The sequence below is a fragment of the Calothrix sp. CBUCES-K 9914 genome (assembly GCF_059640475.1).
The window spans coordinates 1-18,918 of sequence record NZ_JBXXZH010000184.1 but is presented as its reverse complement, the minus strand read 5'-3'; the positions used below and the strand labels follow the sequence as shown (position 1 = coordinate 18,918).

General features: G+C 38.2%; 17 protein-coding genes, 1 tRNA gene and 1 pseudogene. 14 read left to right on the top strand and 5 right to left on the bottom strand.

Features of this window, described 5'->3' with window-relative positions; genetic code table 11:
* Nucleotides 1-523: 523 nt before the first annotated feature.
* From AC2JBO_RS31240 to AC2JBO_RS31195, 10 genes and pseudogenes are all read left to right on the top strand, one after another.
* Nucleotides 524-796, top strand: coding sequence for a UPF0367 protein family (locus AC2JBO_RS31240; RefSeq protein ID WP_496957520.1), 273 nt, complete (start codon nucleotides 524-526; stop codon nucleotides 794-796).
* A 20-nt stretch (nucleotides 797-816) separates the two neighbouring features.
* The gene (locus AC2JBO_RS31235; RefSeq protein WP_496957519.1) at nucleotides 817-1,497 is read left to right on the top strand and encodes an energy-coupling factor ABC transporter ATP-binding protein; all 681 of its coding nucleotides are present in this window, start codon (nucleotides 817-819) and stop codon (nucleotides 1,495-1,497) included.
* 211 nt (nucleotides 1,498-1,708) lie between these two features.
* Entirely contained in the window at nucleotides 1,709-2,257 is a 549-nt protein-coding gene (locus tag AC2JBO_RS31230) for an NYN domain-containing protein (protein WP_496957518.1), read from the top strand.
* A 256-nt stretch (nucleotides 2,258-2,513) separates the two neighbouring features.
* Nucleotides 2,514-2,585, top strand: a tRNA-Asn gene (locus AC2JBO_RS31225).
* A 49-nt stretch (nucleotides 2,586-2,634) separates the two neighbouring features.
* A complete protein-coding gene (locus tag AC2JBO_RS31220) occupies nucleotides 2,635-3,828 on the top strand; it encodes an aminotransferase class V-fold PLP-dependent enzyme (RefSeq protein ID WP_496957517.1) in 1,194 nt (397 codons plus the stop codon).
* 219 nt (nucleotides 3,829-4,047) lie between these two features.
* Nucleotides 4,048-5,265 (top strand): glycosyltransferase family 2 protein, encoded by a 1,218-nt coding sequence (locus AC2JBO_RS31215; RefSeq protein WP_496957516.1) that lies wholly within the window; start codon nucleotides 4,048-4,050, stop codon nucleotides 5,263-5,265.
* Between the two features lie 276 nt (nucleotides 5,266-5,541).
* Nucleotides 5,542-5,928, top strand: coding sequence for a tautomerase family protein (locus AC2JBO_RS31210; RefSeq protein ID WP_496957515.1), 387 nt, complete (start codon nucleotides 5,542-5,544; stop codon nucleotides 5,926-5,928).
* A 996-nt stretch (nucleotides 5,929-6,924) separates the two neighbouring features.
* Nucleotides 6,925-7,050: pseudogene (locus AC2JBO_RS31205) on the top strand.
* A gap of 202 nt (nucleotides 7,051-7,252) precedes the next feature.
* Nucleotides 7,253-8,872: a TROVE domain-containing protein gene (locus tag AC2JBO_RS31200; protein WP_496957514.1), complete on the top strand. Its 1,620-nt coding sequence runs from the start codon at nucleotides 7,253-7,255 to the stop codon at nucleotides 8,870-8,872.
* A 15-nt stretch (nucleotides 8,873-8,887) separates the two neighbouring features.
* Entirely contained in the window at nucleotides 8,888-9,175 is a 288-nt protein-coding gene (locus tag AC2JBO_RS31195) for a hypothetical protein (RefSeq protein WP_496957513.1), read from the top strand.
* A 208-nt stretch (nucleotides 9,176-9,383) separates the two neighbouring features.
* Here the strand turns inward: AC2JBO_RS31195 and AC2JBO_RS31190 are convergent, their stop codons facing one another.
* On the bottom strand, nucleotides 9,384-10,688 hold the full coding sequence (locus AC2JBO_RS31190; RefSeq protein WP_496957512.1) for an AAA-like domain-containing protein: 1,305 nt from the start codon (nucleotides 10,686-10,688) through the stop codon (nucleotides 9,384-9,386).
* 462 nt (nucleotides 10,689-11,150) lie between these two features.
* Between AC2JBO_RS31190 and AC2JBO_RS31185 the strand changes: the two genes are divergently transcribed.
* Nucleotides 11,151-11,369 carry a hypothetical protein gene (locus AC2JBO_RS31185; RefSeq protein WP_496957511.1) on the top strand — a complete coding sequence of 73 codons (219 nt, stop codon included), beginning with the start codon at nucleotides 11,151-11,153 and terminating at the stop codon, nucleotides 11,367-11,369.
* A gap of 154 nt (nucleotides 11,370-11,523) precedes the next feature.
* Here the strand turns inward: AC2JBO_RS31185 and AC2JBO_RS31180 are convergent, their stop codons facing one another.
* Together AC2JBO_RS31180 and AC2JBO_RS31175 are read right to left on the bottom strand one after the other, a co-directional pair.
* Nucleotides 11,524-11,769: a hypothetical protein gene (locus tag AC2JBO_RS31180; protein ID WP_496957510.1), complete on the bottom strand. Its 246-nt coding sequence runs from the start codon at nucleotides 11,767-11,769 to the stop codon at nucleotides 11,524-11,526.
* Nucleotides 11,770-11,839: 70 nt separating this feature from the next.
* Nucleotides 11,840-12,103 carry a hypothetical protein gene (locus AC2JBO_RS31175; RefSeq protein ID WP_496957509.1) on the bottom strand — a complete coding sequence of 88 codons (264 nt, stop codon included), beginning with the start codon at nucleotides 12,101-12,103 and terminating at the stop codon, nucleotides 11,840-11,842.
* 425 nt (nucleotides 12,104-12,528) lie between these two features.
* Here AC2JBO_RS31175 and AC2JBO_RS31170 point away from each other — a divergent pair, with 425 nt between their 5' ends.
* The 3 genes from AC2JBO_RS31170 to AC2JBO_RS31160 all read left to right on the top strand — a co-directional run bounded on the left by AC2JBO_RS31170 (nucleotide 12,529) and on the right by AC2JBO_RS31160 (nucleotide 17,431).
* Nucleotides 12,529-16,068 (top strand): WD40 domain-containing protein, encoded by a 3,540-nt coding sequence (locus AC2JBO_RS31170; protein ID WP_496957508.1) that lies wholly within the window; start codon nucleotides 12,529-12,531, stop codon nucleotides 16,066-16,068.
* 427 nt (nucleotides 16,069-16,495) lie between these two features.
* Nucleotides 16,496-17,059, top strand: a complete 564-nt coding sequence (locus AC2JBO_RS31165) for a hypothetical protein (RefSeq protein ID WP_496957507.1) — start codon at nucleotides 16,496-16,498, stop codon at nucleotides 17,057-17,059.
* 12 nt (nucleotides 17,060-17,071) lie between these two features.
* Entirely contained in the window at nucleotides 17,072-17,431 is a 360-nt protein-coding gene (locus AC2JBO_RS31160; protein WP_496957506.1) for a DUF4178 domain-containing protein, read from the top strand.
* A 2-nt stretch (nucleotides 17,432-17,433) separates the two neighbouring features.
* Here the strand turns inward: AC2JBO_RS31160 and AC2JBO_RS31155 are convergent, their stop codons facing one another.
* Complete coding sequence (locus AC2JBO_RS31155) at nucleotides 17,434-18,591, bottom strand: glycosyltransferase family 2 protein (RefSeq protein WP_496957505.1); 1,158 nt, start codon at nucleotides 18,589-18,591, stop codon at nucleotides 17,434-17,436.
* A 194-nt stretch (nucleotides 18,592-18,785) separates the two neighbouring features.
* Nucleotides 18,786-18,918, bottom strand: a 133-nt coding sequence (locus tag AC2JBO_RS31150) for a 2-oxo acid dehydrogenase subunit E2 (RefSeq protein WP_496957521.1), incomplete at its 5' end; no start/stop codon positions are given.

Sequence of the window (18,918 nt, the reverse complement as noted above, 5' to 3'; positions counted from 1 at the left end):
GCGCTTTAACCAGTCGTCTAGTACGTCAAACCACCCACGGCTTCTGGGCGCACGTCCTACTGCAATGGTCATTTGAGCGAATCTCCAGAATATTATAATTACGAGGATTTTACCTATCTGTGTACCGAAAATAAAGTATTTGGTTACACACAGATTATTAACTAGGTGTCAAACCTAGTTTACAATTTTTTACTTCTCTCTAATATATTAGAGCCTAATTACTTATTTTTCCAGGGGGTTTTTAATCTAACTTTACGTTCGTAAGGGCAAAAAAGCTTACATGGCATACATTATGTCAGTTGTAGCGAAATGTTAAGAATAAGTAAAATATATCTTTCGGATATGAGGTAGGGTGCGTGACACTACAACAATTCTGAAACGAAGCAATCATCTGGTGGTGTCACGCACCTCTTCCTCAAGTTAGGAGTAGAGAAGGCGCCTTTTGTAGGGTTATCAGCAGGTACATGGTATAGGTTTGGCACGTTAGAATAATTGCTGAGATATTAATTTTAGTGAAGGCTCAATGTTCACCATCGATTTAACTGTCAAAAACACCGCTTTCCCTCTTTCGATACAGCGCAAGTCCGAGTCGGATGCTGAAGCGGTTTACGAAATGATTACAACTGCAATGCGTTCGGGTACTCCAGATATTATTGAGCTTAAGTGTGAAGGTAAAACTGAGAAAAAGATTGCCGTCCGAGCAAGTGAGATTTCTGGGTTGCAAGTCACTCAAAAAGAAGGTTCGGCAGTTGGTACTGGTAGACCTCCTGGTTTCTTCGCCGTTACCGCTGAATAAGCGGCGCACTTGGAAACGGCATGGTAAAACTTGGTATTGAAGTCAAAAATTTAAACTTTAACTGGTCTTCAGGGCAAGAAGTCATAAAATCTTGCTCTTTACAAGTCCCATTGGGTGAGTTTTGGATGCTCTTAGGTACTAATGGTAGTGGTAAATCAACTATATTAAGGTTGTTAGCCGGACTTTTGGCGCCACTGTCAGGTGAAATTAAAACTTTACACCCAGTTGGTTTTGTATTCCAAAATCCTGACCATCAACTCGTTATGCCTACGGTTGGCGCCGACGTAGCATTTGGACTAGTTGAAGAAAAATTACCTCCAAGAGTTGTAAGAGCAAGAGTTGAAGAGGCTTTAAGTGCAGTCAATTTACTCTCCTTGCAACGGCGCCCAATTTATGCACTAAGCGGTGGACAGAAGCAGCGCGTTGCCATTGCTGGCGCCTTGGCACGTCATAGCTCTGTTCTACTATTAGACGAACCAACGGCGTTACTTGACCCAGACAGCCAACTAGAACTAGTCGATAGTGTTCGACGCTTGGTTAAAAGTCGCGGTATCACAGCCTTATGGGTAACACACCGTCTAGACGAACTCAACTACTGCGATGGAGCTTTTTTACTCGAAAAAGGTATCCTCATTGATAGCGGCGAACCACAGCGACTAAAACAGCGACTAATGGAAACGAATACAGAAAATAATAGTTAGGAGTGCTGAGTGCTGAGTGCTGAGTGCCAAGTTAAAAGTTAAAAGTTAGGAGGCGCGGAGGCGAAAAGTTTAACTCAGCACTCATAACTCAGCACTCATAACTCTCAAAGATGATTTGTTGTTTTGTAACATCATGTTACAAGAGGGACTTGGATTACTATAAGAGTTATGAACGATTTTGTTAACTCTAGAAAATTTGTGAATATAAACCATGTCCCGTTCACTTGCACCAGCCGTCCTGTTAGTAGACGGCTACAATATAATAGGCGCCTGGTCTTGCTTAAAAAAGACTCGTGACACAGCAGGTCTAGAAACTGCGCGCGCAGAGCTAGTTGAGTCGATGACTAGTTACAGCGCGTTTCAAGGCTATCAAACTCAAATTGTTTTTGATGCTCAGTATCAAAACACTAGCTGCTATCGAGAAGTTATAACAGAGCTTTTATCTGTACATTACACAGAGTTTGGACAGACAGCAGATACATATATAGAGAAAAGTTGTGCCTCTTACCGTTATCAAATTGCTCAGTCCCTAATATCGCGCGTCATAGTAGCTACATCCGACCGCGCCCAGCAATTAATGATACAAGGTTATGGTGCTGAGTGGATGTCCGCTCCACAACTTTGCCATCAAGTTGAAGCTACTGTTTGTCGTGCGCGTCAGAAGTATAATCCAAAGCGTAAATCCAATGCTAGATTTCTAGCAAATTCGATTGATGATAAAGCGCGTCAGCGTTTAGCTGAGTTGCGAATGCTACCTTGATAATTTGATAAAATTTCGTGCTTGTCCATTTGAACACAGAATAATGTCACATGTACTCGATAAGTGACTCTCTAATAGTTTATTAGAGGGTTACTAACGTTTTATAGCTATATAGTTAATTTATGAAATAAATACAGCCCGTCAAAACAGCTTCACAGTAAGGTTTTCAGTAAAAAGAAAAAAAATCGAAAAAAAATTTCAAAAACACTTGCCATTTTCTGATTTTACCTCTACTATTATTAATCGTGCGCCACATTCCTCAGTAGCTCAGTGGTAGAGCGGTCGGCTGTTAACCGATTGGTCGCAGGTTCGAATCCTGCCTGGGGAGTTCAAAAAGTTAGTCAGTACATCGTGTAAAGTAAAGGGTGGAGTGTGAGATGGTAGATTTCAAGCCTCATGCCTCTTATTTTCAAAGATACTGGTTATTAGACCGGAACGTTACGTTTATAAATCATGCTTCGTTCGGCGCGTGTCCGCGTCCTGTTTTAGAGATGCAGGCGAAATTGCGTTCTCAGTTAGAAAATGAGCCACTACGATTTTTTGGAAGAGAGTGGGAGTCTTTGCTAGATGCTTCCAGAAACAAGCTCGCAGCTTTTATAGGTGTGGAAGAGCAAGATTTAGTATTTGTACCGAATACCACAACAGGAGTTAACGCTGTACTGCGTTCACTTAATTTTACTCCTGGTGATGAATTGTTGACGACAAACCATGAGTATAACGCTTGTCGGAATGCTCTCGATTTTGTTGCTAATCGCACAAATGCACATGTAGTAGTAGCGGATATTCCCTTTCCAGTTGAGTCCCCGGAACAAATTATTGAGGCCGTCCTAGAGAAAGTTTCACATAAAACGCGCTTGACACTTTTAGACCATATAACAAGTCAAACCGGGTTAATATTTCCAATTCAGCAGTTAGTTAAAGAATTACAAGTGCGTGGTGTTGATGTACTAGTAGATGGTGCCCATGCACCGGGGATGTTGACTTTAAACTTGAGTGAAATAGGCGCCACTTACTACACAGGAAATTGTCATAAATGGTTATGCGCTCCAAAGGGTGCGGCGTTTTTGTACGTGAAGCGTGACAAACAATCACAAATACGTCCTTTAACTATTAGCCACGGCGCCAATTCTAAGCTTACACATAAAAGTCGTTTCCAATTGGAATTTGACTGGATGGGTACCGATGATCCAACAGCATATATGTGTGTTGGTGAAGCTATACAATTTATGAGTTCACTTTTGCCTGGTGGTTGGAATGAATTAATACAACGTAACCACAAGTTAGTGATGCTAGGAAGGCAATTACTTTGTGATGGACTGAATATAGCACCTCCATGTCCAGAGGTCATGATTGGTTCAATGGCAACCCTACAAGTACCAAAGGTATTAGAAAAATACAGTTATACCTCACTTCATGATGAATTATTTGACCTGTATGGAATTGAGGTGCAAGTTGTTCCTTGGCATGGAGAAGCGAAGTTGTTAATCAGAATTTCAGCACAAATTTATAATATACTGGAACACTATCAGTGTTTAAGTAAAGCTCTCTGTGAACTGGTAGCAAAGTACTGACAGTCGAAGCTATAACTATAAATTTAATTGTTTAATAATAGCAAATAATAAATTAATCGTTTTATATCTATAGATAGAATAATCAACAGTACTAATCATGCCGCAGATGGATTCAAAATTAGTATTAAAAATCACAGAATATATTTACAAACTCAAGACATTTCTAATTTTGGATGAACGCAATCAGTTTATCTTTATGGAGACAAAGCAATGGTTTTTATGGAAAGTAGGCAATTGCAAGTAGTTGCTGACTTTCCAGCGGCAAAACCAGACCAGTTACGCATACATTTTTCACCTGTATTAGTTCAAAAGGCTCCGTTGTCAAGTTGCGAAGTTTGTGTAATTGTTCCAGTTCGCAACGAAGCTCAAACTTTGGTGCATACGCTAGAAGCTTTAGCACACCAATTTGACCTACAAGGACAACGTTTAGACCATAAGCGCTACGAAGTCATAGTACTCTTGAACAATTGCAGCGATAATTCAGTAGATATTGCTCAAAGTTTTGCCCAGGAGCATCAAGACTTAGAGTTGCACCTTGTAGAAATGACTCTTCCTCCACAAGAAGCTTATATTGGTCGAGTACGTCAATTATTAATGGATGAAGCATATTGTCGTTTGAGCAGTATTGGACGTAAGCGTGGGGTTATCGCGTCTACAGATGGAGATTCACAAGTAAGTCCAACTTGGGTTGCAGCTAACCTTTATGAAATAGCTTGCGGCGCCGATGCAGTTGGAGGAAGAATAATTACAAATTCTCTTGGTCGTGCAAAGCTAGACCCTTATGCCAGAGCTTGTTTTTTGCGTGAGGTCGGTTATCGATATTTGATTGCGGAATTAGAAAGTTATCTTGACCCTGATCCTATAGACCCTTTCCCCAGACATTATCAACATTACGGTGCTTCTTTGGCTGTCACTGCGGAAATGTATGCACAAGCTGGTGGCTTACCAGCTGTGCATACTCCAGAAGATGTGGCTTTCTATAATACTTTGCTACGGGAGAACGCGCGATTTCGTCATAGTCCATCAGTACGAGTCACAACTTCAGCAAGACAAACTGGACGTACAAATAACGGTTTGGCTAACCAACTGAACGAGTGGACAAAAATGGGACGGCAAAATCAGATGTTTCTTGTAGAGTCTTTCCAAGCTATCGAAACACGTTTACGCGCACGTCATCAACTTCGGAAAATATGGTCTTCTGTTCTGAATGGTTCTGAAGTTACTCCAAGCCAAGTGGCGCCTATTTCAAATAGTTTAGGAATTGATGCTGAATGGTTGGCAGAAGAATTAATCCAGCCTTATACCTTTGGACAGCTGTTTGAACGAGTAGAACAGCGTATGTCTTCTGAGGGAGTTTGGAACGCGCGGTTTGTACATGTGGACATTAAGGAAGCGATTAGCGATTTGCGGAAATGTGTAGAAAGGTTAAAACCGTAATTATTTTGTGTTAAAAATATCGATTTTGAAAACTAAAATTCCTAACTTTTAAAAGTTAGGAACCAACTAAATCTTCAAAACCAAAGGTGTTATTACCCACATTTTATACTTCATGATGTAATATTTTATGTTACATTATGTGAAGAAGTCTTACCTTCTTTTATTAATCCTAAAGAACGTGGATAAATTTTATACCACATGAAAGCTAAAAATACTTTCTAGCAGTAAGAAGTCAGTTAAAATATCCCTTGTAAGCGTTTCCTGAAATATATAGTTATGGTACAAGTTAAAATTTACGGATTAAGAGAATATCTCAACCCAATCAAAGCAGCACTCTCTGATATAGTTCATTCTTGTGTGATGGATGCACTTCAATATCCACCTGACAAACGCGCGCATCGGTTTTTTTCTCTTGACCCCTCAGATTTTTTCTACCCTACAGGACGTACAGAACGCTACACTATCATTGAGTTAAGCATGATTGAGGGACGTAGCGTTGAGGCAAAAAAGCAATTGATTCGTTTACTATTTGAGCGAGTACAGCCACTTGGTATTTCAACGCAAGACCTAGAAATAACGATTTTTGAAAACCCTAAGCACAATTGGGCTTTTCGAGGATTGCCTGGAGATGAACACCAACTCAATTACAAAGTTGAAGTGTAACTGGGTGGTATTAGATTCAATAGTAGTTTAGCCTTATCAATTATTTAATAAATAAATGGAACAAAGCGCCAAGTTGTTTTGGAGTTTTGGAGTATGTTTTGTATTCTTCACTAAGCGAAGTTTCTAGCATTTATTTTTCTATTTGTATTCGATAAACTATAGCATTCCTATATGAATTTTACAAATAATTTAGGACTGCTATAGTGCGATTAATCCTGTCAGCAAAATGAATACAAGTACAAACCGATAGTTAGTTTTCTTCGGCAAGGGGTATTCGATGTACAAAACCTGATCACAATTCCTCATGCTAAGTTGATACGAAAATAAGGCAGTTTGACACCAGAGCAATTACTCGAAGTTGAAAAAAGATTATTGTTTTGGTTGGGCTTTGAGGGAGTACAATCTGAGAACGATGAGTAGCTAAATATATAAGTCTTGCAGAACAAAGTTCTTTTGAGACAGGTGTTACTGAATGATGCCCCCACTCCAGAACTAATTGGTATCTTAGCTAACATTTGTCCAAATAATTTAAGCCTTACCAATTCCAATCAGTTTACCTTTGTTTAAAAGCTAGTGGTTCATGTCATTAATTTTGTGGGGTTGGTAGCATAGGTGTCTCGCGTGTGCGTAGGTCAGGCAAGATGCCTGACCTACGGGTTATTTTATATACTACCAAAACTAATGACACAGACCACTAGTTAGTAAGGTGAGTGCATAAATTTACCCTCTACAACCTTATAACTCTTGTGGAGCAAGCATTATTGCCTGTTTCTTTTTTCTTATTTACATCAAAAATTAGGGGAATCCCTGAAGGAATTTGTTTCCCCTAGGCTTGAAATACTTGCTGTGACTGATTTGTCAGCTTTGAGAATAAAAATAGCTTAGGGGAAGGCACAGGGTTTACTTTATATTCATAGCAAACAACACAGGAAACAAGCAATGACGTAAACAAATACTGGAATCTCAAATATATTCATGTACGAAGCAAAATTCATGTGGCGGGTAGCTCAGTGGTTAGAGCGCGAAATATCCTTGTTCGACTTAATTGCCTTCACAGGACGAATGAATGAGGGTTATCGATTTGGGTTCGCGAGGTCGCAAGTTCAATTCTTGCTCCGCCACCTTATATACATCTAGAAGTCTATTCGTATATATCCACACTGGCAGGTAGCTTAATAGTAAAGCGCCAATATTGCCCTTACGGGACGAATGAATGAGGGTTATCGCTGTTTAACGAATCCCCCCTTATTCACCGGAGATGCGAGTGCAATTCTCGTCCTGTCAATTTTATTTCATTGCCCTTACGGGACTAGCGGAGGTAAAAATGTCGTACAAATTTTTTGTAAATCAAAATAAAAAAAGTAAAAAAAATAAAAATACTCCACAATCTCAACCAATTCCCGGACGCGAAGCTGAGATGATTCAAGGACGCTCTGGTGGTTACATGTTCAAAGCTGATATGTGGCAAGTATTACGTCGCTGCTTGTTGATTGGTACTTCACAAAATACCTATTATGCAGGCAAGCACGATTTAACCAATGATTTTGTTGATACATTATCTAAAGCCATTGCTAAAAATCCCGAACGTGTTGCTTCTGAAATCGTATATGCTTCTGATGGACGGTCAATTAATAACAGCGCACCGATTTTTGCTTTAGTTCTGTTATCAATGGGAGAAACAAACGGCGCCAAAAAAGCATTCCAAGAAATTTTTCCTCAAGTTGTACGTACTGGCAGCCATTTCTACGAATGGTTGAATTATACGAAATCAATACGTGGATTTGGTAAGATTGTTCGCGAAGCTGGACAAAGCTGGTTAGCGCGCGAAAATGTGAGAGACTTGGCGTATCAATTATTAAAATATCAACAAAGACAAGGTTTCTCTCACCGTGACGCATTACGTTTATTCCACGTTAAACCACCTACCGAAGACCATAATCAATTATTTCAGTGGGTGTTAAATGGATGGAAAAATTTACCAGAAGCAATTCCATCTAATGGTTTAGCCCAAATTTGGTGGTACGAATGGTTGAAGCGTAACCCAAGTGAAACGCACACCGCAATTTCTAAAGGTCGCTTGACTCATGAAATGGCGGCGCCAGTTGGTAAAATGGATAAAACAGCATGGCAATTATTATTTAATGATATGCCTATCGGCGCCATGTTACGAAACTTGGGTTCATTAACTGAGTTAGGTGTACTACGCGCGGACGAAAGAAAAAACCTAGACCGTGTAGAGTCAGTACTAAACAGTCGCGACCATCTTCGCAAAGGACGTATCCATCCAATAGATGTATTGAAAGCACTAAAAACGTACAAATCAGGTGGAAGTTTAGGGCAAAGCAAAAAAACTTGGCAACCTGTTCATCGTATTGTAGATATTTTAGAGCGCGCGTTAGAACTTTCTTTCGATGTTGTAGAACCAACAGGTAAAGTATTTTTACACGCAGTCGATATTTCTGGTTCGATGAGTTGGACTACTGTCGGTTCAATAGGATTAACTTGCTGTGAAATTGCGACAACAATGGCACTAGCAACAGCAAAAGCTGAAAAAAACTATGTCATCCGTGGTTTCTCAACGCAATTTATTGACCTGGGTATTACTGCAAAAGACTCCTTCAGTTCAGCAATGAACAAAGCAAGCAATCAAAACTTTGGTGGAACAGATGCATCTGTTGCTTACGACTGGATGATTAAAAACAAATTTAAAGCTGATGTAATTTGTTTTTGGACAGACTGTGAAAGCTGGGCAGGACGTAAACATCCAAGTCAAGCGCTTGCAGAATATCACCAGAAAGTCAACCCAAAAGCTAAAGCAGTATATGTAACATTGGCGCCGAACAATATCTCACTTGTTGATCCTCAATGTTCTGCATCCTGGGACTTAGCAGGTTTTGACCCTAGCGCACCACGCTTTATCCAAATGCTAGCAACAGACTTATAACGTAGGGTAGGCATCTTGCCTGCCTTTCTTTTTTATCTACTAATAGCAGGTCTTCTTTGCCTACCTGAATTTATTATTAACTTATATAACCTATTTAAAGTAGATGAGACAGATTTATTTGTGATTTGTACTTGCTTGCCGTTAGAAGCCTCTGAAGGTAAGCTAGAAGCAGTTAGCGACATAACACATAGTAAACAAATCGCAATAGATTTTGTAATTTTGGTAGACATTGGGCTGTTTGTTAGGTTGATGATTTCTATCAAACGGCGCCTGTATTTGAGTATAGACTTGAGTAATTTTTGATTCTAATTGAGTTAATTTGATAAAAATTTAGCAATTAAGTTTTTATACAATAAATGTAGAGACGTGACATGTCACGTCTCCGGAATTGAACAGAAATGCAAAATCTCACAAACACCTAATCTTAGAGACGCAACATTCCAGAAACGTGAAATTATAAAAACACCAAATCTTGGAGACGTGACATGTCACGTCTCTACATTATCGTTGTTTAAAAATTTTGGAAATATTGACGGTGTAACTCGCAACTTAATGTTATTTCATCACCTTGCAGCTTGACTAACCCTAGCGCGCGCAGTTTGTACCGAATCTCATTACTAAACACTGTAGCAGTGGAATTAACTAACGCTTTCATCGCGGTGCCTAAATCAGGCTGTTGTTTTAAAATAGACTCTATCATACGTAGAATGTTACTAAATATACCCTCTGCGGTAGGTGCCGTTTTTAAGAGTTGAGTTAGAGTTATTTCTTGATTAGCAACTTTATATAACGCTAAACGGGTAAAAAATGGATGTCCTCCTATCATTGCCATCAAATTGTCAACTTCTGCATCACTCCAATTAAGTTGATGACGATGAGCTAAATGTTTTACTTGGTCACGGGTAAATTCTGGTAATTCTACAGACAAGCCAACATTAAACGGTGATTGGTTGATATCCATCGGTACATAAGCTTCAGTTGAATGTACTATCACCAACCGCAGTTGTTTCCAAACATCGCGTCGCTTTGCTTCTTCATGTAGAGAACGTAATAAACCAAAAAAGTCCTTATAGATTTTTGGATATTCAAATATTCTATCAACTTCTTCCAAAGCTAAAGTTAACGGGTGGCTAAGTTCTGGAAACACAAAGCGCTCTAAATAATCTTTACAAGTCTTCATACTGCCGATACGTTGAGCTAACTTCCAATGCTCATTTAACTTATCAACCAGCTTTTGCTGCAACTGCTGATTATCTTGGGTCAACTCCAAAATAAGATTATCGCAAAACCAGCGTAAAAAAGTATTCAAATCGCTGAAATACTCAGACTCCGCAAGCTTCAAATCTAATATTACCGTTATATCACCTTGAGTTTCAGTATGTTTAAGGATGCGCGCGAGTAGCGAAGATTTACCCGTTTGCTGTGGTGCTTTAATGCGAATTAGCGAACCAGGTTTGCAAATTTCCTCGTAGCAGCGTTGTTCTACAGGAGGACGCTCCATATAAAAAGGAGAATTTAGAGGTACTTCTCCTTCAGGTAATTCGAGAGGAGAAGGGTTGATAGTAAAAGTTTTTCCCTCATTAACTTTGACAGGTTGTTCTAAATCAGCAATATCGAGAATCTCAAATCCCAGTACTTTACAAATCTCTAAGAAGTTCAGGTAATCAACAGGTTTACCATTGAGGAAGCTATGAATCGTCGCTTGTGATAATTCTAACCTCTCAGCTAAATCTATCTGACGAAAAAAGCCGTTTCTAATCAAGGCGCCTTTTACAGTAGGAATGAACTCTGTACGTACTTTCGCTGACCTTCCCATAGCTAATTATAAAAACTTTACTAAATTTCAGATAAAAACTAAGTATTTGTATTGTACAGTCAAATACAAAGTCAATATAAACCCAATATTTTTATACAGCAGAATCTTTCTTGTGGAGCGGGCATCCCTGCCCGCCTCGAATATAAAACATGTTCATTTGCTCCAGCTTTAGTATATGAAGGAGAAAAATATTCGTAAGCTACTGCAATTATATGTATTTTTTGATACTAGATTATAATAAATATTTATATGCTTAAAGAGGCGCCATCTTTTGAGCTACTATCCATATATGATTAACAATATAATGAAATTAGTAATAGAAAAGTAAGCTAGGTTTTAAGTTCATAAGCTTTAATCCAGCGATAAATCAAGTTTAAATGCAGATAGCCGAATGTGTATTTAAATGTAGTGATGAATATATTGATGAATGTTATTATGTAGTTAGTATCAACGGGCAACTTTATGTCCGTCAACTTAGACCTTCTTAGAGAACAAAAAATTCTTAGGGCTTTAGAGGCTCTTCAAAGAGCTAAAAGCCTAAGACATAGCAGAAGAACTGCTGGTGTAGATGGGATCTGTCTGCATATTGAGGATATTGACGGCGACTGGTTAGAAAACTGGACTGATACGGAAGACACGCTAGTTAACGATGAAATCGATAAAGATGATTTGACATTGTAAGTAGGTGAACGGAAAAATTTACAACTATGTAACGAAATGTAAAACTGCTGTAATTCTCTCACAGTTTGACTTTAGCGCTCTTAACCAAAACAAAACAAGTGTGCTTTATTTCCGCCCACCTACTTAAATATCAAGGTCGGCTCTAAGCTCGAATTTATGCATTTTTACACGACGTTTCCCCTGTTATCACTGGTAGGGGAAATAACAGAGGCATTGGTTTCTTAGGATTGTGAAACTTCCAAGTAATAATAGCCCCGTTTAACTCAACACTCATTCCTTTACTCCGACAATCTTCGTAAGCAGCTTCAGCCTCTTCATAGGTGTAACATTCTATATTTAGTCCTTTCTCAGTGGGATAAACATTTTTCGCTGCAAATCCTTGATTTTTAAGTGAATTCATATTTAAATTTCTTATTTTTTGAACGTATTGGTGCCAGATAAGCAAACAAAATCATCAAAAGTGCCCTTAATTAAGCTCCTGTTTGCTTTGTAATACCTGCTTCAATTTCCAAACTTGGTAAGTTTTGAGATGAACTAACTTCAGTAGCTAACACATTATGTTTCAAGTTTTTAACTAAATCGTCACGTAAAGCTTCTAAAAACATACAATCATTACCTATATCAGAAGCTTCATCCTCATCAATATCTTCACTTTCAAGACGCTGTTCATACATATTTATTAGATTATCAAGTGCTTCAATAATAAATTTAGTATCTTTGAATGATAGTTTCATTGTTAGTTACCTAAAGTATATAGCAATTTCCGTTCTGATGAAGTACACTGTGGCGGACAAGATGCCCACCCTACAAGATATTTACTAATTTAATTTGTAGCTCACTTGACTAAGAACCGCTATATCAAATTATATAAATACTAATTAATCTCGTAAAATAATTATCCATTTAAAAGTATCTTTCTATACTATTTTTTTAATAATTATACTTAGTTGCTATTACCAGTAACTATTAAGGCTTTTTCGTTACTAATAATAACTAATGATAAAAATTTTACTAAGTCAGTATAAAAACTAACTATTTATGTAGTACAGTCAAATACAAGTCGATATGAACTCAAAGTTCTCCTAACTCAGCTCAGGTTCGGTAATGTTTTGATGCGTTGTAGCTATGTCTTATGTCTTATTCTATCGGTTATTAAATCATGACAATTAACTACGAGTATAAAGTTGGTGGTAGTTTAGGAGAAAATGCTCCAAGTTATGTTGTGCGGCAAGCTGATGCTGAACTTTATCGCTGGTTAAAAGCAGGTGAGTTTTGTTATGTTTTTAACTCGCGGCAAATGGGTAAAACTAGTTTACTTGTACGCACGGTGAAGCGCTTAGAAGCTGAAGGTTATGCTTGTGTAACGATTGATATTTCTGGGCAGGGTAGCCAAGAGGTCAATATAGAACAGTGGTATACGGGTATTGGTTATACCTTAGCTACAGAACTTAATATTATTGATACTACAGAATTTTTTACATGGTGGGACGCACGCATTAAAATTTCTCCTGTGCAGCGATTGGGTAGATTTATTGAGGAGATAATGCTGCCTATTGTCAAGTTAAAAATAATAATTTTTATCGATGAAATCGACAGTATTCTAAGTTTAGATTTTCCGACGGATGATTTTTTTGCTTTAATTAGAAACTGTTATGAAAAGCGCAATATAAACCCATATTTTCAAAGATTAACTTTTGCTTTAGTTGGAGTAGCGGTGCCATCTGATTTAATTAAAGATGAGCGACGTACACCATTTAATATTGGTAGAGCAGTTCAAATAGAAGGTTTTAAGTTAGAAGAAACAGAACCACTTGCTCAAGGTTTAGGTGTTAGCGACCCAATGGTAGTAATGCAAGCGGTATTAAATTGGACTGGTGGACAACCTTTTTTAACACAGAAGGTTTGTACGCTGGTTAAAAATGCAAATGTGATGACGGTTAGTGAAGTCGTGTGCTGGGTTGAGGAGCTAGTGCAACTCAATATTATATCTAATTGGGAAACGCAGGATGAACCAGAACATTTAAAAACAATTCGAGAACGAATTTTAAGAGGTGGTGGATTTCTTACGGGTAGACTTTTGGGCTTATATCAGCAAGTTTTGCAGAACCCCTCTTCAAACCTCTCCCCCATTGGGGAAGAGGCTTTATTTCATTGTGGGGGAGAGGAAATTGAAATAGATGATAGTCCGGAACAGATTAAGTTACGTTTAACTGGATTAGTAGTAGAACAACAAGGAAAATTAAGAGTTTATAATCAAATTTATGCTAACGTATTTAACTTAAATTGGATTGAAAAACAACTAGCTTCTTTGCGTCCTTACGCTGAAAACTTTAAAGCATGGGTAGATAGTAACTTTGAGGATAACTCGCGTTTGTTGCGAGGACAAGCTTTACAGGATGCTTTAAACTGGGCAAGTGATAAAAATTTAAGCGGTTTGGATAACCAGTATTTGCTAAAAGGTCAGGATTTTGATAAAGAAGAAATACAACGCAAGTTAGAAGCAGAACAAGAAGCGAATCAAATTTTAATTGAGGCAAAAAAAAGGGCTTTTAGACAATTGGAACACGCACAGCAGAAAGTGCAAAAAGCACAACAGATGTTACAGATTGCAAAACAACAGCAACAATTAGCAGAACAAGAACGCATAAATGCTCAAATTGCTACTCGATTGGAACAAGCAGGAATGAATTTATTGCGCCAACCTTTTTGGAGAGGAGAAATTAATAGTTTAGTAGAAGCGATGCGAATAGGAAACGAGTTGAGAAGTTTGGTTAAAGATAAAAAATCTCTGGCAAATTTACCTGCTTATAGTCCTGTATTTAGCTTGCAAGAAATTTTGTTCAACATCCGTGAACGTAATCAGTTACAGGGGCATCAATTTGAGGTCAATAGTATTGTATTCAGTCCCAATGGTAAAATTTTAGCTTCTGCAAGTGGTGATAGAACCATTAAATTGTGGGATATTGATACAGGTAAAGAAATTTCTACTTTGACTGGGCATAAAGATTCGGTCAACAACGTCATATTTAGCCCTGATGCTAAAATGTTAGCTTCTGTAAGTTGGGACAAAACCATTAAGTTGTGGGATATTGCTACAGGTAAAGAAATTTCTACTTTGACTGGGCACAACAATTCTGTCTTCAGCATCGCTTTTAGCTCTAACAGTAAAATTTTAGCTTCTGCTAGTAGTGATAGAACCATTAGATTGTGGGATACCGATACAGGTAAAGAAATTTCTACTTTGGCTAGGCACAAAGATTCTGTATTCAGCATCGCTTTCAGTCCCAACGGTGAAATTCTAGCTTCAGGTAGTATTGATTGCACCATCAAGTTATGGAATGTTGCCGCTAGTAAAGAAATTTCTACTTTGACTGGGCACAACAATTCTGTCTTCAGCATCGCTTTTAGTCCCAATGGTAGAACTTTAGCTTCTGCCAGTTACGACAGAACCATCAAGTTGTGGGATATTGCTACAAGTAAAGAAATTTTTACCCTGATTGGGCATAAAGATGGGGTGAACAGTGTTGCTTTTAGCCCGGATGCTAAAATATTAACTTCTACTAGTAGTGACACAACCATCAAATTGTGGGATTTTGCTACACGTAAAGAAATTTGCACTTTGATTGGGCATCAAAAATCTGTCACTAGTGCCGTATTTAGCCCTGATGGCAAAACGTTAGCTTCCGCAAGTGTTGACAGAACTATCAAGTTATGGAACGTTGGTGCAGGTAAAGAAATGTCTACTCTGATTGGGCATCAAAAAGCTGTTCTTAGTGTTGCTTTTAGCTCTAATATTAAAACGTTAGCTTCTGCAAGTGCTGACGGAAGCATCAAGTTATGGAATGTTGCTATAAGCAAAGAAATTTTTACACTTACTATGCATAAAGATGTGGTTTACAGCGTCGCATTTAGCCCAGATGGCAAAACTTTAGCTTCTGCGAGTAGGGATAAAACTATCAAATTGTGGGATGTTGAAATGGGTGATGAAATTTATACCCTGACTGAGCATCAAAACTGGGTAAACAGCGTTGCTTTCAGCCCAGATGGTAAAACATTAGCTTCTGCAAGTGATGATAAAACCATTAAGCTATGGAACGTAGCAACAGGTCAAGAAATCTTTACTCTAACTGGACATCAAAATCTAGTCATCAGCATTGCATTTAGCCCTGATGGCAAAACTTTAGCTTCTGCAAGTTTTGACAGAACCATCAAGCTATGGAATGTAGAAGCAGGACAACAAATTTCTAGCTTGGCTGGGCATCTTGATGGGGTAAACAGCTTCGTATTTAGCCCGGATGGCAAAACTTTAGCTTCTGCAAGTAGGGACGGTACAATCAAGTTATGGAATGTTGACATAAGAGAAGAAATTTTCACTCTGGCTAGTAATCAAGATTCTGTCTACAGTATTGCTTTTAGCCCGGATGGCAATACTCTAGCTTCTGCAAGTAGGGACGGTACAATCAAGTTGTGGAATGTTGGCACAAGAAAAGAAATTTTTACTTTGACTGAGAATAAAGATTCAGTCTACAGTATCGCTTTTAGCCCGGATGGCAAAACTTTAGCTTCTGGAAATTATGACAATACTATTAAGTTATGGTATTTAGATTTAGATGATTTACTAGAGCGCGGTTGCAACTACCTTAGCTCATATCTTGCTACCCGTCCTGAGTTACGCGCGGAATTATGTCCTGATAGATAAGTTAGCTAGCAATGGATGCTCCCGAATGTAAGGGATGAGTTATTGGTTGCAAACAAAATTTATTTACGGCGCCTGTTTCAGAAACGAGGGGCGCCTTCGAGATTTAGAAAATTCAACACAATTTCTGACATTAGAAGTAAAGGATAGATTTTTACATACATATTGCAAATCTTGAAGATGCTACCCTTCGCGAAAACTCCGTTTACGTGCCTCAGCATGACAATAAGTTTGAATTTTACGTGTTTGTATTATACGTATAAGATATGGCGCCTATAAAGAACAAATCAACTATCTGTTACATCCGTTCATAATCCGTTGCAAGTTTTCCACTGCACAGGCGAGACGCCTATGCTACATTTTTGCCATTTTAAATAACAGAAGGCTAATATATAGTGATTAACACACTTTTTTAATTTATACAATTACAATGCAAGTACCTATAACAACTAAGCGAACAAGTCGTTTTATTGATTGGTGGGCTTGGGGCGCCTTCTCTAGTTTTATATTAATTTTTGTAACGTTAATTTTTTCACCGATATGGCAGCGAACGTTGTTAGATGAAAGAGTCACGGTTGACGATGATGAACCTACAAAACTTAAACCTATAGAATTAAAACCACATGCACTCGGCGCCCTACGTGTTGATGCCCAAGCGCGAATAAATGCCAATGAGTGGGTAGCGTTTGAAATACAATTACTCGATAAAGCTGGAAAAGTAATAGCTTCGGGCATTAAGGAAGGATGGAGTGAGACTGGTACTTGGTACGAAGATGGAGAGTCGGGAACCTGGGACGAACAAGATACTTTGGGTGGGTTAGATGTACGCGCGAAGCAAGATGAGACGTTGACGGTTGCACTGGCACTGCTTGATTATGGAACTACAGAAGGAAAAGATTTAAATCAACCTGTATCGTTTCATGATATAGTTCAGCATATGGGTACAGATTGGGTAGTTGAAGGTAGATTGACTTATCAAGTAGGCGCCTATTAGTGGTATGAATATTTGTTGCAAGACAAAGATAAAATAGCCTGGTTATCAGTTGAAGAAGATGACCGTGTTGAAGTGGCATTACTCGAACCGACAAACCAACTTGATGTTAGTAAAGACCCACCACCTGAATTAAACTTTGCAGGAGAAATATATACACGTGTAGATTATGGTAAAGCTCGAATGACACGTACTGGCATAACTATGAAACGAAAAGCAGAAAAATGTCAATATTTTGACTATGAAAGCGCGGATGGAAAAATTTTATCAATAGAAATTTGGGATGGAGATATCGAAGTTTCCGTTGGAGAAAAAATCAGTCCTCGGTCACTAACAATATTACCTGGTGATGGTAAAACCGTGTACCGTGATTAAGCCTATAATTCAACTGTTCGACAAATTTGCAAAACTTGCAACCATCTTTGTTGATAAATTCGGCTGTATAGTTTCCGCGATGACTGGAGTTTGTGAGCTTTTTTTTGGATATCAGAAACATTAATCACACGATTAACAGCTAAATTATTAGGTGATTGAAATTTTTTCTTAAGATACTGATACCAGTAGTCATGCTGTAGACCCATCCAAGACATTATTGGCTTAACTGCAATTTTCAAAAGCAATTTAATCAAAAATTGATATTTAAATAAGCCAACAATTTGGGTATAGTCTAATTTTATACTTTTATATACTAAGACTAAAGTACTCCAATAATCTCCGCAAGACTCGCTAGCTGCTGATAAGTAAAAGTAAAAATTACTGGCAGACAAATCGTAAATGTAAGTAGGAATTTCTGGATGCCTTTGTTGGAAATCTGCCATAAACAGATTGTAAGACTTTTCCATTGACCGATAGTTACAAGACATACTTCCTCTCACCTGACGGTAGGCAATCAAAAATTCTTGTACTACCCGAAACTTATAATGTTCAGCAATACGCAAATAAATATCCCAGTCTTCACAACCTTGAGCATTATGTGCTTTTAGTTTACAATCGTAACCACCAACTTTTTCAAAACAAGAGCGACGTATCAAAGGTACACTGGCATTGCCTAAAAAGTTGGTATATACCAGAAGTGGGTAAACAGTTCCCTCTGCGCTTTGAAAATACCTATGATATTCGGTATCAGGTATTCCAAAAATGACATCATCCTCGTCAATATTGACCGACCAGGCATAAACTAGTCCTACAGATGAGTCGGATTCTAGCAAGCATTGCGTTTGTTTTTCTAGTTTTTGGGGATACCAAATATCATCAGCATCAATCGGTGCGATATACTCACCACTAGACTTTTCAATTGCTAAATTGCGAGCTGCTGCTACCCCTGCATTTGCCTGTTGCAAAAGTTTGACACGACTGTCTTTCTGAGCAAAAGATTTTATAATTTTGGCAGTTCCATCTTGCGAACCGTCATCAACAACTAAAACTTCAATATTTGTGTACGTTTGAGTAAGGATAGAATTCAATGTCCTTTTAATAAAAGTCTCGGCATTGTAAGCCGATACAATCACAGAAACTAAGGGAGATTCTTTTGTCATAGGACTAGCTGTGTAATAATTATTTTAAAACTCTCTTTATACGTATAACTAAAGTTTTTCTTTATACTTTTCCTTATCTTCTGCCTCTACCCTGTCTTTTTTAAAGGTTTCAGGTGTACCTATATAAAATAATAAGCTCGGTTAAGAGTTAAACCGAGCCTTGTAAATTAAAATTAGCGCTATCTTAAGCAATATTACATAGTCAGCGATTGTGTATCGGTTTCAATACACGATGCCAAGTCTTTCAAAAAGGCAGCAGCATGGGCGCCGTATATAATACGGTGGTCGCAGGTAATATTAACTTGCATTTGCTGCTTAACCCCGAAC